At 38.1% G+C, this 13,341-nt stretch carries 13 protein-coding genes and 1 pseudogene; 3 read left to right on the forward strand and 11 right to left on the reverse strand.

Features of this window, described 5'->3' with window-relative positions; genetic code table 11:
• Nucleotides 1-9 precede the first annotated feature (9 nt).
• The 8 genes from BG04_RS23975 to pxpA all read right to left on the reverse strand — a co-directional run bounded on the left by BG04_RS23975 (nt 10) and on the right by pxpA (nt 7,416).
• Nucleotides 10-774, reverse strand: a complete 765-nt coding sequence (locus BG04_RS23975; protein ID WP_034651862.1) for an IclR family transcriptional regulator — start codon at nt 772-774, stop codon at nt 10-12.
• A 131-nt stretch (nt 775-905) separates the two neighbouring features.
• A complete protein-coding gene (accC, locus tag BG04_RS23980) occupies nt 906-2,270 on the reverse strand; it encodes an acetyl-CoA carboxylase biotin carboxylase subunit (RefSeq protein ID WP_034651859.1) in 1,365 nt (454 codons plus the stop codon).
• Nucleotides 2,271-2,298: 28 nt separating this feature from the next.
• On the reverse strand, nt 2,299-2,760 hold the full coding sequence (gene accB, locus BG04_RS23985; RefSeq protein WP_034651857.1) for an acetyl-CoA carboxylase biotin carboxyl carrier protein: 462 nt from the start codon (nt 2,758-2,760) through the stop codon (nt 2,299-2,301).
• 22 nt (nt 2,761-2,782) lie between these two features.
• Nucleotides 2,783-3,778, reverse strand: coding sequence for a 5-oxoprolinase subunit C family protein (locus BG04_RS23990; RefSeq protein WP_034651854.1), 996 nt, complete (start codon nt 3,776-3,778; stop codon nt 2,783-2,785).
• A complete protein-coding gene (gene pxpB, locus BG04_RS23995) occupies nt 3,775-4,530 on the reverse strand; it encodes a 5-oxoprolinase subunit PxpB (RefSeq protein ID WP_034651852.1) in 756 nt (251 codons plus the stop codon). Before pxpB ends, BG04_RS23990 begins: the two co-directional genes overlap by 4 nt.
• A 17-nt stretch (nt 4,531-4,547) precedes the next feature.
• Nucleotides 4,548-5,339, reverse strand: coding sequence for a putative hydro-lyase (locus BG04_RS24000; protein WP_034651850.1), 792 nt, complete (start codon nt 5,337-5,339; stop codon nt 4,548-4,550).
• Nucleotides 5,340-5,391: 52 nt separating this feature from the next.
• Entirely contained in the window at nt 5,392-6,555 is a 1,164-nt protein-coding gene (locus BG04_RS24005) for an NRAMP family divalent metal transporter (RefSeq protein ID WP_095379759.1), read from the reverse strand.
• A gap of 99 nt (nt 6,556-6,654) precedes the next feature.
• Nucleotides 6,655-7,416, reverse strand: coding sequence for a 5-oxoprolinase subunit PxpA (gene pxpA / locus BG04_RS24010; RefSeq protein WP_034651845.1), 762 nt, complete (start codon nt 7,414-7,416; stop codon nt 6,655-6,657).
• A gap of 394 nt (nt 7,417-7,810) precedes the next feature.
• On the opposite strand from pxpA, the gene BG04_RS24015 reads away from it, so the two are divergent.
• Nucleotides 7,811-9,406: an alpha-amylase family glycosyl hydrolase gene (locus BG04_RS24015; protein WP_034651842.1), complete on the forward strand. Its 1,596-nt coding sequence runs from the start codon at nt 7,811-7,813 to the stop codon at nt 9,404-9,406.
• A gap of 344 nt (nt 9,407-9,750) precedes the next feature.
• Here the strand turns inward: BG04_RS24015 and psiE are convergent, their stop codons facing one another.
• Nucleotides 9,751-10,170, reverse strand: coding sequence for a phosphate-starvation-inducible protein PsiE (gene psiE, locus BG04_RS24020; protein WP_016764251.1), 420 nt, complete (start codon nt 10,168-10,170; stop codon nt 9,751-9,753).
• A 516-nt stretch (nt 10,171-10,686) separates the two neighbouring features.
• On the opposite strand from psiE, the gene BG04_RS24025 reads away from it, so the two are divergent.
• A complete protein-coding gene (locus BG04_RS24025) occupies nt 10,687-10,917 on the forward strand; it encodes an alpha/beta-type small acid-soluble spore protein (RefSeq protein ID WP_034651839.1) in 231 nt (76 codons plus the stop codon).
• 652 nt (nt 10,918-11,569) lie between these two features.
• Here the strand turns inward: BG04_RS24025 and BG04_RS24030 are convergent.
• Both BG04_RS24030 and BG04_RS24035 read right to left on the reverse strand, forming a co-directional pair.
• The gene (locus BG04_RS24030; RefSeq protein WP_034651835.1) at nt 11,570-12,073 is read right to left on the reverse strand and encodes a peroxiredoxin family protein; all 504 of its coding nucleotides are present in this window, start codon (nt 12,071-12,073) and stop codon (nt 11,570-11,572) included.
• A gap of 290 nt (nt 12,074-12,363) precedes the next feature.
• The gene (locus BG04_RS24035; protein ID WP_013056457.1) at nt 12,364-12,795 is read right to left on the reverse strand and encodes an ASCH domain-containing protein; all 432 of its coding nucleotides are present in this window, start codon (nt 12,793-12,795) and stop codon (nt 12,364-12,366) included.
• A gap of 172 nt (nt 12,796-12,967) precedes the next feature.
• Here BG04_RS24035 and BG04_RS31485 point away from each other — a divergent pair.
• Nucleotides 12,968-13,075 (forward strand): annotated as a pseudogene (locus BG04_RS31485) (M4 family metallopeptidase); the annotation flags it as partial.
• Between the last annotated feature and the right edge of the window lie 266 nt (nt 13,076-13,341).

The following is a 13,341-nucleotide window of genomic DNA, read 5'->3' on the forward strand; positions in this document are numbered from 1 at the left end:
CTATGTATGCTATTTTAATGATCCTTGATAACCGAGTTTTTCAGAAATTAGACTTGCCGCTTCTGTTACTTTTTGAATAATGAACGGCAGTCTTTCTCCTTGAAATCTCGCTTCAATTCCCGCTACGCTAATGCCTGCAACCACTTCATTTTGATGATTTACAATCGGCGCGCTTACAGATGTTGTAAAGTTTTCTAATTCAGAGGTGCTAATGGTATACCCTTTTTCTTTTGCTTCTTTTAATATATTTCTTAGCTTCTTTTGATCTGTAATGGTTCCAATACCTATTGGAGCTAGCTCCGTTTGACTAATATATTCCTCTTGTTCTTTTTCGGGTAAATGCGCCAAGATAATGCGTGAACAAGCTCCTGCATAAAGAGGTGAACGCCTTCCAATTGATGTATAGAGACGTACCGGATGAAGCGTATCTACTTTTTCAATATACATAGCTTCATTCCCATCTCGTACAATTAAATTAACCGCTTCTTCTACTTCATCTCGGAGCGTTTCCATTACAGGCTTCGCCACACTTCTAATATCTAAACGATTAGCCACTAGCTGACCAAATTGCAAGAATAAAAGTCCTAGTGAATAGTATCCTTGCGCGTCTTTTGTTAAAAATCCCATCTCTTCAAGCGAACCAACCATCCGGTGCAAAGAAGTTTTCGGAACGCCTGAATATTCCATCATTTCTGTGAAGGACAGCTTAGGGTGCTTGATAAAAAGTGTGAGAATCTGCATAGATTTAACGACTGTTTTATTGTTAGCTTGCATAAAACCTTCTCCCTTATTTGTGCCAATACATATATTTGATAGACGTATAGCTTACTAGCTAATCATATGTTCTTTTTATTATACATGAAGAAAAAAAGGAAAGCACTCCCTTATAAGAGCACTTTCCTTTCTTACACCATTTCTAGTTCTTTAATGGAAATAGGATTACTTTCTAGAAATTTGGTTGTAAAATCCCCTTCTTTAAAAGAAGGATGGTTCAGTAATTCTAAATGAAAAGGAATGGTTGTATGAATACCTATAATAATAAATTCTTCGAGCGCGCGTTTCATCCGTTGAATCGCTTCATTTCGATCTTTACCCGTTACAATTAATTTTGCCACCATTGAATCATAAAATGGGGAAATTTCATAGCCTGGATAAACCGCGCTGTCTACACGAACGCCGTATCCGCCAGGAGGTAAATACATCTCGACTTTTCCAGGAGAAGGCATAAAGTTTTTAGCTGGATTTTCTGCATTGATCCGGCACTCAATTGCCCATCCTTTTAACTGAACATCTCTCTGAGCAAATGATAGCGGGTAGCCTGCTGCGACCGAAATTTGTTCTTTAATTAAGTCGATGTTTGTTACAAGTTCTGTAACAGGGTGTTCAACTTGAATCCGTGTGTTCATTTCCATAAAGTAAAAATGTCCGTGCTTATCTAATAGAAACTCCACCGTTCCCACACCTGTATAATCGACTGCTTTAGCTGCCGAGACTGCCGCCTTGCCCATTTTCGCACGAAGGTTTTCATCTACCGCAGGAGACGGAGCTTCTTCTACCAATTTTTGATGACGGCGTTGAATCGAACAATCTCGTTCACCTAAATGAACCACATTCCCTTCTTCATCAGCAATGATTTGAATTTCGATGTGTTTTGGCTCTTCTAGGTACTTTTCAAGATATACGCCGCCGTTTCCAAAGGCTGTTTCTGCTTCATGCTGAGCTTGACGAATCGCTTTTTCTAGCTCCTCTTCGCTATGAGCCAGCCGCATTCCTTTTCCGCCGCCGCCCGCTGTAGCTTTTACAATGATTGGATAGCCTATTTCTCTTGCTACTGGAATAGCGGTGCTGCTATCTTCAATCAGTCCTTCTGTGCCAGGTACAATAGGCACGCCTGCTTGTTTCATTGTTTCTCTTGCTACAGCTTTTGCTCCCATTTTACGGATGGCTTCTGCTTTTGGACCAATAAAGGTAATGTCATAGGATTCACACATCTCAGCAAAATCAGCATTTTCAGCTAGAAATCCATAGCCGGGATGAACAGCGTCTGCCTTGGTTACTTGCGCTACGGTAAGCAGATTACGAATATTTAAGTAGCTTTCTTTAGAAGACGTTTTACCAATACAAAATGACTCATCTGCTAGCTTCACGTGAAGTGCATCTTTGTCTGCTTCTGAATAAACCGCTACGGTTGCTATTCCCATCTCTTTACAAGCTCGAATGATACGAACTGCAATCTCTCCGCGGTTTGCGATTAAGACCTTTTTGAACATAATGACTCCTCCTGACAGTATGTATGCTTTAGTATGTTTTTACAGTAAATAGAGGCTGACCAAACTCAACAACATCTCCGTCTTTCACAAGAATTTCAAGTACTTCTCCTTCTATTCCTGCATCTACTTCGTTAAACAGCTTCATCGCTTCAATCACACACACAACATCTTTACGTTCAACTGTTTGTCCTACTTGAACAAAGGGATCGGCGTCTGCTTCTGGCTTGGCGTAAAACGTTCCGACCATTGGTGATAAAATTTGCTTTTCATTGTTTTCTGGTGAGTTTACAGACATAGAATCTTGAGGCGCTTGCTCAGCGGCAGCGGCTTTCACTTCCTCCGTTTTTACTTCTGTAACAGCTGTGTCTTCTAAAGGAATTCCCGCTTTATCAATGACAACTTTCGTCCCTTCATGTTCAATATGGAGCTTTTGAATACCAGATTCATTCATTAATGAAACAACTTCTTGCAATTCACGTACGTTTATCATTTTTAGTCACTCCTGTTTTGTGTTATTTAGTTGACGCAAGGTTAATAGCAATCTTCAATTCTTGAAGCAGCTGTTCTTTTTCTAAATAGATTTTTTCTGCTTCATGAAGCAAAATGTGAGAAAAGTAAATGGATTCCCCGGGCTTTATTTGAGCTAAAAGCGGTAAATCCGCTGTGATGACTTGAGCGATTTTAGGGTATCCCCCCGTGGTTTGACGGTCTGCTAACAGGATAATAGGATTTCCATCTGGCGGGACTTGAACAGAACCTTGTGAGACGGCTTCAGACAATAGCTCTTTTTTTTCTTGAAGCTGAAGAGAAGGTCCATCCATTCGATAGCCCATTCGATCTGATTGATTCGATACTTTAAAGGGCTCTTTCATAAAATGACTTTTACTTTCAGCTGTAAATAAATCAAATTGACTGCCATTCATAACACGGACACTTGGTTTCTTTGTAAAATGAACAAATTCTTTATAATTTACAGACCATGAAGAAGTATATACTCCGTTTATCAGTTCATTGGAAAGAAAAGCAGGCTTCGAAGCAGCAGGAGCTGACAGCGGTAAAACATCGTCTGTTTGTAATGCTCTTCCTTTGTAGCCCCCAATTTCGCCTCTCAAATACGTGCTTTTACTATTTAACACTTCATCAATAGAAAATCCTCCGGCTACAGATAGATAGGAACGACAACCGGTTTTGCAAGGTCCAAATGATAAAGTGCTTCCTTTTGGAATAAATAAAGGTTTCCACATCGGGACTGGCTTTCCATTGACCGAAGGAGTTAAATCTCCTCCCGTGATTGCTACTAAACAATCACTTTCTATTTCAAGGGTAGGCCCCATCAGGGTAACCTCAAGTCCCGCTTCTTTTTCATCGTTACCAACTAATAAATTAGCAATTCGGAGGGAATAAGAGTCCATTGCTCCGCTTATAATCACACCGTGCTGCTGAAATCCTCTTCTTCCTAAATCTTGAATGCTCGTTAATAACCCGGCTTTATTAACTCTTATACTCATTTTTCACCCTCCTTTGCCTGTAGTTCTTGATACTCTTCTTTAGAGATAGGTTTGAATTTCACGATATCTCCTGCTTGAAGCAAACTTGGCGGATTTTGCTCCGGCAAAAACAGTTTAATAGGCGTTTGACCAATTAATTGCCATCCTCCGGGAGTGGAAATAGGGTACACTCCTGTTTGCATTCCTGCAATACCAACCGAACCGGCAGGAATAGAGGTGCGAGGAGACGGCCGGCGAGGCGTAGCGATTTTCTCAGATAATCCTCCGAGAAACGGAAATCCAGGAGCAAATCCAATCATGTACGCTAAATATTCGCCTTCAGAATGAATACTAATTACCTCTTCAGGTGTTATGTTATGATGACGAGCGACATATTCAAGATCAGGTCCATACTCTCCTCCGTAGCAAACTGGAATAGAAACCGTACGATGGTTTAACTCTTTTTCTGTCTGTTCGTTTTCTAGTTTACTTTGAATGATAGAAGATACTACTTCAAAAGGAGAAACAAACTCCTTCTTCTGCTTTTTTCCCACGGCCGCTACAACTTCAGGAGGGTTGTAGAAAATTGTAAGATTTGTAAATGCCGGCACGCATTCAACAAACCCAGGGAAAGGGTTTAATTCGATCGAATCTTTATACGTTTTAATTTGTTTGTGAATGTCGTACTGAATACTATCTCCAAACGTTATTACAAGCGCTGAGTCGCCAAGCGGAGAAATAACAGCCGATGCTTTTGTTACAGTTTGATTCATATCTACACCTCTTTCTTTTATAAAACACCTAGTTTTTCATCTCGAATATCTGTAATAAACATATGCCCCGGAGCATGTGTAATCATAATAGAAGGTTTTGTTTCCATTGCTACTGCTTGAGGGGTTACACCACAAGCCCAAAATACGGGCACTTCCCCTTCCTTAATCGAAACAGCATCGCCAAAATCCGGAGAGTGAAGGTCTTCAATGCCTATCGCAGCGGGATCTCCAATGTGAACAGGCCCCCCGTGCACAGCTGGAAAACGTGAAGTTACTTGGGCTGCCCGCACTACGTCTTGCTGAGGAATTGGACGCATACTAACTACCGTCGAGCCGTGGAATATTCCCGCTTCAGCGCATGAAATATTTGTTTTATACATAGGGACATTACAATTTTCTTCAATGTGACGAACAGGTATGTCGTTGTTTAAAAGCGCGTGTTCAAATGTAAAGCTGCAGCCGATAAGGAAAGCTACCATGTCTTCTGTCCAGTAATCTGTGATATCGGTTACTTCTTTTACTAGTTCCCCATTTTCATAGATTCGATACTTGGGAATGTCTGTACGAATATCTCCCGATGGAGCAGCAAACTTTGGCACCGGAGATCCAGCGTCTGTGACATCTAAGATCGGACACGATTTAGGGTTACGCTGACAGAATAATAGAAAGTCAAAGGCTTGTTGCTTTGGTAAAATAGCTAAATTAGCTTGAGCATAGCCGTTTGCCATGCCTGCTGTTGGTTGAATAAGCTGATTGTTACGGATTTGCTGACGAAGTTCAGCTGGAGTTAGTTGTGAAAGGTTTGTCATATTTCTCTCTCCCATCATTGCCCACACGCAACTTACGTGCGGGCACATTGTTTTATTTAAATAATTGAGGAAGTTGATCCATTAACGTATAGCCGCCCATTAAAGCCATTACAATAACGACAAGTACACCAGAAATGGTAAGCCATAAAGGATGTTTATACTCGCCAACGATGCTTTTTTTGTATGCAGCAACCAGTAACGTCCCAAGAGCGATCGGCAGAATTAATCCATTGATTGCTCCAACTAAAAGAAGAACTTTTACAGGTTTTCCAATTAAGACAAACGACAGAGTTGAAATAATAATAAATCCAATAATAATCCAATTTGAGTTTTTATTAAGTTTTTCACTAAACGTTTGAATAAACGAAACAGATGTATAAGCAGCTCCCACTACAGACGTAATAGCGGCAGACCACATAACAATACCAAAGATTTTATAACCGACGTTTCCTGCTGCAAGCTGAAACACGGATGCTGGAGGATTGGCTGGGTCAATTTGTAATCCTTTAGACACAACGCCAAGTACAGCTAAAAACAAAGCGATTCGCATAACGGAAGTAATGAGAATTCCTGTTACAGAACTTTTGGTTACTTGAGGTAAAGAATCAATGCCTTTTACCCCAGCATCTAGAAGACGATGTCCGCCGGCAAAGGTAATGTATCCACCGACAGTTCCTCCAACAAGCGTAACGATTGCAATGATATCGATTTGATCAGGTTTAATAGATTTCACGACAGCTTCTCCAACGGGAGGTGAAGTGGTAGCTGCTACATATAGCATCAGCCCAATCATGACAAAACCAGCAATTTGCGTGAAGCGATCCATTGCTTTTCCAGCTTCCTTTACAACGAAGATTAGTACGGCAATAACTGCACTAATTGCAGCTCCGGCTGTTGGAGAAATACCCGTAATCGCATTTAATCCAAGACCGGCACCGGCAATATTTCCAATATTAAATGCAAGTCCTCCAATTACAATTAAAATAGCGAGCACGTACCCTAATCCAGGAAATACCATGTTGGCGATTTCTTGTCCGCGTTTTTCAGAAACGGCAATAATTCTCCATACGTTGGTTTGAGCAAAGATATCAAGAATAATTGAAATTAAAATAACGAATCCGAAGCTTGCCGCTAAATTTTGTGTGAATACGGTAGTTTGAGTTAAAAAGCCTGGTCCAATAGCCGATGTGGCCATTAAAAAAGCGGCTCCAAGCATTAACGTCCAGTTTACTTTAGGCGCAGCCGAAAGCTTTTGTTGAGGTGTTGATTTTTTTATTGGCTCCAATATCCTCTTCCTCCTGATTGTATGTAGTTTTTATTGTGAAATAGCCTTAACTACCACTTCTGATGCTCGTAAAGAACGGTTGACATGACGGGCAAATTCAAGTGCGTGAGCTCCGTCTCCATGGATGCAAATCGTATCTGCCTGCAATTCTACATCCTTACCTTGCTGAGATTTCACTTTCCCTTCTTTCACCATTGTAATAACTTGAGAAACAGCTTCATCATCATTTTCAATTAAAGCATTTGGTTCTGTACGAGCAGTGAGAGAACCGTCCAATTGATAAGTACGGTCTGCGAATACTTCATTAGCCGTTTTCAAACCAATTCTGTTACCAGCTTGAATCAACTCACTTCCAGATAATCCAAACAAAATCAGCTCAGGATTTACGTTATAAACAGCTTTTGCTATGGCTTCAGACAAGGCTTTGTTTTTAGCAGCCATGTTATATAGTGCACCGTGAGGCTTTACATGCTGCATCGATACCCCTTCTGCTTGCAAAAAACCGTTTAATGCCCCAATTTGATAGACCACAATATCGTAGGCTTCCTGAGGTGAAATATTCATGTTTCTGCGTCCGAAACCGATAAGGTCCTGCAAACCAGGATGAGCCCCAATTTGCACCTGTTTTTCAGCAGCTAATTTTACCGTTTTTCTCATGACGCTCGGATCCCCTGCATGAAATCCACAGGCTACGTTCACTGACGTCACGTGCTCTAAAATAGCTTCATCATTGCCAATGCGATAAGCACCAAAGCTTTCCCCTAAATCACAGTTTAAATCCACTTTACTCAATGCGTTCTTCCCCCTTAAACCCTTTAATGTAAGCGTAATCATTTGCAGATAGTAAGGAAAATCCAAGCTATATTATCTGCATCAATACTTGAAGTTCCGTTTTCCGGAACTAAAGTACCGTTTTTCAGTTATATTTGGATTTTAGCACGAGATGATGAATTGAACAACAACATTGTCAGAATATTTGACATAGTCATTATTTTTACTTGGATAATACTCCCTTATTTTATTGGTGTTTTCTATCTATAGCCTTAATATAATGCAGCCGCTTAATGCCATTGGACACAGTAAATAACTAGGTTGTCAGAATAATTACTAGTTCAAAATAATCAAAATAAAATTTTCGTTGTAATCGTTTTCAACGAGGTGCTATATTTCAATTGTAGTCAAATTTATGCAAACGATTGCAAAAAAAGGGGATGAAACGATGAAAGGGAAAAAATGGACAGCTTTAGCTCTAACACTCCCGCTGGCTGTTAGCTTATCAACAGGCGTTCACGCCGAAACCGTACATAAAGGTAAATCTCCAACAGCAGATAAAAACGGTGTATTTTATGAGGTGTATGTAAACTCTTTTTACGATGCAAATAAAGATGGACATGGTGATTTAAAAGGTCTTACACAAAAGTTGGATTATTTAAATGATGGCAATTCTCATACAAAGAATGATCTTCAAGTAAACGGGATTTGGATGATGCCGGTCAACCCTTCTCCCAGCTATCATAAATATGATGTAACGGACTATTATAATATTGATCCGCAGTATGGAAATCTGCAAGATTTTCGCAAACTGATGAAAGAAGCAGATAAACGAGATGTAAAAGTCATTATGGACCTCGTTGTGAATCATACGAGCAGTGAACACCCTTGGTTTCAAGCTGCATTAAAAGATAAAAACAGCAAGTACAGAGATTACTATATCTGGGCTGATAAAAATACTGACTTGAATGAAAAAGGATCTTGGGGACAGCAAGTATGGCATAAAGCTCCAAACGGAGAGTATTTTTACGGAACGTTTTGGGAAGGAATGCCGGACTTAAATTACGATAATCCTGAAGTAAGAAAAGAAATGATTAACGTAGGAAAGTTTTGGCTAAAGCAAGGAGTTGATGGGTTCCGTCTAGATGCTGCGCTTCATATTTTTAAAGGCCAAACACCTGAAGGCGCTAAGAAAAATCTCCTGTGGTGGAATGAATTTAGAGATGCAATGAAAAAGGAAAACCCTAACGTATATCTAACGGGTGAAGTATGGGATCAACCGGAAGTAGTAGCTCCTTACTATCAATCGCTTGATTCTTTATTTAACTTTGATTTAGCAGGAAAGATTGTAAACTCTGTAAAATCAGGAAATGATCAAGGAATCGCGACTGCAGCAGCGGCAACGGATGAACTGTTCAAATCATACAATCCAAATAAAATTGACGGTATTTTCTTAACCAACCATGACCAAAATCGCGTCATGAGTGAGCTAAGCGGCGATGTGAATAAAGCAAAGTCAGCTGCCTCTATCTTACTTACGCTTCCTGGCAACCCGTATATTTATTACGGTGAAGAAATTGGCATGACCGGTGAAAAGCCTGATGAGTTAATCCGTGAACCGTTCCGCTGGTACGAAGGAAACGGACTTGGACAAACCAGCTGGGAAACACCTGTATATAACAAAGGCGGCAACGGCGTGTCTGTAGAAGCACAAACAAAACAAAAGGACTCTTTGTTAAATCATTACCGTGAAATGATTCGCATGCGTCAGCAGCACGAAGAGTTAGTAAAAGGAACGCTTCAATCTATTTCAGTAGACAGTAAAGAAGTCGTTGCCTATAGCCGCACGTATAAAGGCAAATCGATTAGCGTGTATCATAATATTTCAAATCAACCGGTAAAAGTATCTGTAGCAGCAAAAGGTAAATTGATTTTTGCTAGTGAAAAAGGTGCTAATAAAGTCAAAAATCAGCTTGTGATTCCGGCGAATACAACGGTTTTAATAAAATAATTAAAAACACCTCTACGTGATTATCTGGTAATCACGTAGAGGTGTTTTTCACATAGAAAGAATAAAAAAGCGTCACAGTTTTTTGTTCTTTCTATGTGAAAAATGCAGTATTTCTCGTCAGAAAGTGTAAACAGTGAAACTTTAATAATATATAGTGTGTTAAATCTTTCTTTCTTGATTGAAGGGTGAGGTTTTGTTTTTCAGCTTTATTAGTTTACATAAGATAAATTTTCGGAAGTGAATTATGTATATAAATCTATAGCGCATAGATTCCCTTGAAAGCCTTTGTACTGGTATTTTTCACAAAAATGCAAAAAAAGATATCCTATTTTTAAAAGGCGCAATTATAGTTTTTCTTTTTGTTTTGATGAAAACTTTATAATGGCGTAACTGATAGTTAACACAAGAATAGCGCAAGTGTGCAAAAGTGTATTAACTGGGTTATCGTGCTCTACAATAACCAGACGTATCAATGCAGTAATGCCAATATAAAGAAAGTAGCGTAAAGGAAAGTGATAATTCTCCTGAAAATATTTTACGATCATTGCAATGAATTCAAAATACAAAAAGAAAACTAAGATACTTTCAAGAATTTTGTAGTGAGTCTCAATTCCTCGATTAAAAATAGAGAAATGAATGAAATGGAAAATTTCCTTACCAAGCAAAACGGATAAAGTAACAGCTAGTAAAATCAATGCTGTATTTAAGATAAGCCGGAGAACGTGTGAAACCTTAAAGTTCGGTCTTTTGTTTTGTTGTATCATCAATATGCCTCCTACATACATAGCCATATAGCCTCTTTACTTTATTATATCTTCTATTTTAGATTTATCGCTAGCCGGTACAAATTGTTTGTTAGAATGTTTATTTTAATTCATGCATTACACTAAATAAAGACGTATATACTATATATTATTAGTTAACATAACAATTACTATGTTAATTAGAGACGTATGAAAAAAGCACTGGATTTTTATCAGTGTACAACCTTTTGTCCTCATTGGTTATACTTATTCTCAATATTTAGAGCAATTAAGGTTCCTTCTTTTAAGGAAAAAGGAATATAACGATGTCGTTATATTCCTTTTCACACATGGCAAACATAAATTTTGAATCAACAAAGAGATGAAAGCACTGAATTTCGTTATTTCTTGATGAAATTTTTTTCTTTCAACAGGTTTATTATCACTGAATTCTATCTTATTATTCATCCAATATTTACCTTGTATTCTTTTTTTGAACAAAAGGAATCTTAAAAGCATACAAGGAGGTGAATCAACATGTCAAACAACAACAGTGGTAGTCGTAATCAATTATTAGTACGTGGTGCTGAGCAAGCAATCGATCAATTGAAATATGAGATCGCTAGCGAATTTGGTGTAAACCTTGGTGCTGATGCAACAGCTCGTGCGAATGGTTCAGTAGGTGGAGAAATCACAAAACGCCTTGTAGCAACTGCTCAACAACAATTAGCTGGCGGTGTCTCAGGACAATCTGGTACTTCTCGCTAATAACTCGTGAAGAGTTATAAAAGGTTAGATAATTAAATAGGTCTTGATGGCTTTGGCTACCTATATTTGTAGGTAGCCTTATTGTTTTTAAGAAAACATCTCTTCACACTTGATAAATCCCTTCTTTTATACCCGATACGCTTATCTTCTACAATAACGAATAAGGAAATGGAGTATTTTCTAAGAGTTTTTCTTGGTCTTTTCATAGACAGATAAGTAGACTGTGACTATTGAAGAGTAATGCTGTGTAGTTTCAGCTATTACTCTTTATTCAATAGAAAAATTGTGGGTTTTCCTTTTTAATTATATACCAATCTATCTTCTACTCCCCTTTTAAGAAATTGTTATATTAATGATAACTCAATAGAAAATTTAAAAGTATTTAACTTTAGTTTGCTTTTAATAAGATATAGTCAATCAAAAATATAAAATTAATACCCTTCATATAAAGGAGTAAAAAGATAAATTAACTTATAAAAATCAAAGTTTGACTATTTACTCCACCTGTCGACAAATAGAACCTTTTTCCTCCCTACATTCGTAATTATTTATAGATTAATTTATCATTCAAAAACATTCTGTAATACATATTACATTGCCGTAAAGGTAAAGAGTCAGCACAAAATGCCGACTCTTTAATGTACCGGAAAGACTATTTAAGATTTTTACTTATATATTGTACTATTTTTCTTAGCTCTGTACTTGTAGGACGACCAAAAGGGCTTGTTTGTTTTTGTTGATAAAGAAGACGTCCTTTCTCATCTACAAGGAAATAGGCAGGTTCCCCGTGAGCTCCATGGTCTTCATATGGAGCGTCTTCACCATGAAAGAATACGTCAAAAGCTTTTAAAGCCTCTAAATTTTTATCTGATAAGACAGGATATGAAAGGTTGTATTCATCTGCCATTTTCTTTAAATTATCAAGTTCATCCGTAGAGATAGTGATTAAATGCACATTCTTACTTTCAAAATAATTCTTATTTTCTTCTAAGTCTTTTAAATCTTGGACACAGACTGGACACCATGCCCCTCTGAAGAAAATAATTAAGTGCCAGCTTTGATGTTCTTTTTGATGAGTCTCATATGAAAATGTTTCACCTGTAGTGGAAGGGAGAATAAAGTTAGGGATGTTTTCATTCAATTTTAATTGAGTCATTTTGGTACCTCCAATATCTTAATTCACTTTGCAAGTGTTGACCACAATATTACCTTACTCTTGATAAGAAATATGTAATGCTATTTACTTTTTAAGTGATTTGTAACAGAGTATGTAAGCTATCTTACATTTTCCCAACAGACTAAGGTTTGATTTAGTCTATATAGAGTGAGATTTTATGTGTAGAGCGGGAGGATGTCTGAAAAAATAAAGAAGGTAGAAGATTTTGTGCGTAAAAAGTGGGTTCCTGAAGGAGCTGATTCAGCGCATCGTGTGCAATGTATCAGCTCCTATAAAATTAAAACATGCTCCCATAATCCTAGCTTTCCCTTTGCTGGAATAAATTCATCCAGCATCTGCATATCCTCAACTACCCAAGCATAACCTCCCACTATAAAGTTACCCATAAAATAGTCATTCCCTGATACGATTCGACCATCCTCCAGAATGGCCCATGTCTCATTGTTTTCAGTTACCTTCAAACAATCTACAAGTTTGCATACAGCAATAATCTGGCCAGTTGGAAGATTCTCTGGTGTGTATCCGTGCTTACCAAGCAACGACTTTATGGCTATATGGTTAGAGACGTCTTTATCTATTTTTTTACTTGTGTGAATGGCAAGTGGCCCCCGATAATTCGTTCTCCATGACCTTGTTTCATATGTTGCCTCTCTAAGGACAAAAAGGCTTGCCCACGGCTGGATCATTGATAAAACCTTCATTCTGACAGCCTCCAATCTATAGAAGTTTATTTTGATTATAGAGTGTCCCTTTCAAGGAATATTATGAACAAAAGGCAGAATATCAGTTCACGGAGATCCAATTTATGAGGCATGAGTCATGACTAGTGATCATTAATATCATATATTAATCAGCGAACTATTTTTGTTGGGTTTTACAAACTCACTAGATGTGATTGGGCACGAACTTACACATGTAGTGACCCAGTTCACAAGCGGGCTAGAATATGAAAAGCAGCCTGGAGCTTTAAACGAACAGATTTAATGTGGTTTGTTATACCAATTGTGGAAGTTTACGTAACGGAAGGAATTCAACTGGTGAATCGATTCGACTAGGCGTAAGTAAAATTAATATTTATAGTGATATGAAGTATGCATATTTTACAAAAGCACGCGAAATTCTAAGTACTACTGAATACTGGGATCCACTTTTTTTCCGAAAAGCTAAACAAAAAGCGTTTGTCAGGTTGAAGGGTGCAATGGTAAACACAAGAGTTTAGGTTATTGTTCGAAGCATTATAAACGATT

Origin of the sequence: Priestia megaterium NBRC 15308 = ATCC 14581 (assembly GCF_000832985.1) — a bacterium.
Classification (GTDB): Bacteria; Bacillota; Bacilli; order Bacillales; family Bacillaceae_H; genus Priestia; species Priestia megaterium.

Excerpts from the sequence above, each read along its gene's own strand:
- BG04_RS23975 (WP_034651862.1), bottom strand. The coding sequence starts at position 774 with ATGCAAGCTAACAATAAAACAGTCGTTAAATCTATGCAGATTCTCACA.
- accC (WP_034651859.1), bottom strand. The coding sequence starts at position 2,270 with ATGTTCAAAAAGGTCTTAATCGCAAACCGCGGAGAGATTGCAGTTCGT.
- accB (WP_034651857.1), bottom strand. The coding sequence starts at position 2,760 with ATGATAAACGTACGTGAATTGCAAGAAGTTGTTTCATTAATGAATGAA.
- BG04_RS23990 (WP_034651854.1), bottom strand. The coding sequence starts at position 3,778 with ATGAGTATAAGAGTTAATAAAGCCGGGTTATTAACGAGCATTCAAGAT.
- pxpB (WP_034651852.1), bottom strand. The coding sequence starts at position 4,530 with ATGAATCAAACTGTAACAAAAGCATCGGCTGTTATTTCTCCGCTTGGC.
- BG04_RS24000 (WP_034651850.1), bottom strand. The coding sequence starts at position 5,339 with ATGACAAACCTTTCACAACTAACTCCAGCTGAACTTCGTCAGCAAATC.
- BG04_RS24005 (WP_095379759.1), bottom strand. The coding sequence starts at position 6,555 with ATGCTTGGAGCCGCTTTTTTAATGGCCACATCGGCTATTGGACCAGGC.
- BG04_RS24015 (WP_034651842.1), top strand. The coding sequence starts at position 7,811 with ATGCAAACGATTGCAAAAAAAGGGGATGAAACGATGAAAGGGAAAAAA.
- psiE (WP_016764251.1), bottom strand. The coding sequence starts at position 10,170 with ATGATACAACAAAACAAAAGACCGAACTTTAAGGTTTCACACGTTCTC.
- BG04_RS24025 (WP_034651839.1), top strand. The coding sequence starts at position 10,687 with ATGTCAAACAACAACAGTGGTAGTCGTAATCAATTATTAGTACGTGGT.
- BG04_RS24030 (WP_034651835.1), bottom strand. The coding sequence starts at position 12,073 with ATGACTCAATTAAAATTGAATGAAAACATCCCTAACTTTATTCTCCCT.
- BG04_RS24035 (WP_013056457.1), bottom strand. The coding sequence starts at position 12,795 with ATGAAGGTTTTATCAATGATCCAGCCGTGGGCAAGCCTTTTTGTCCTT.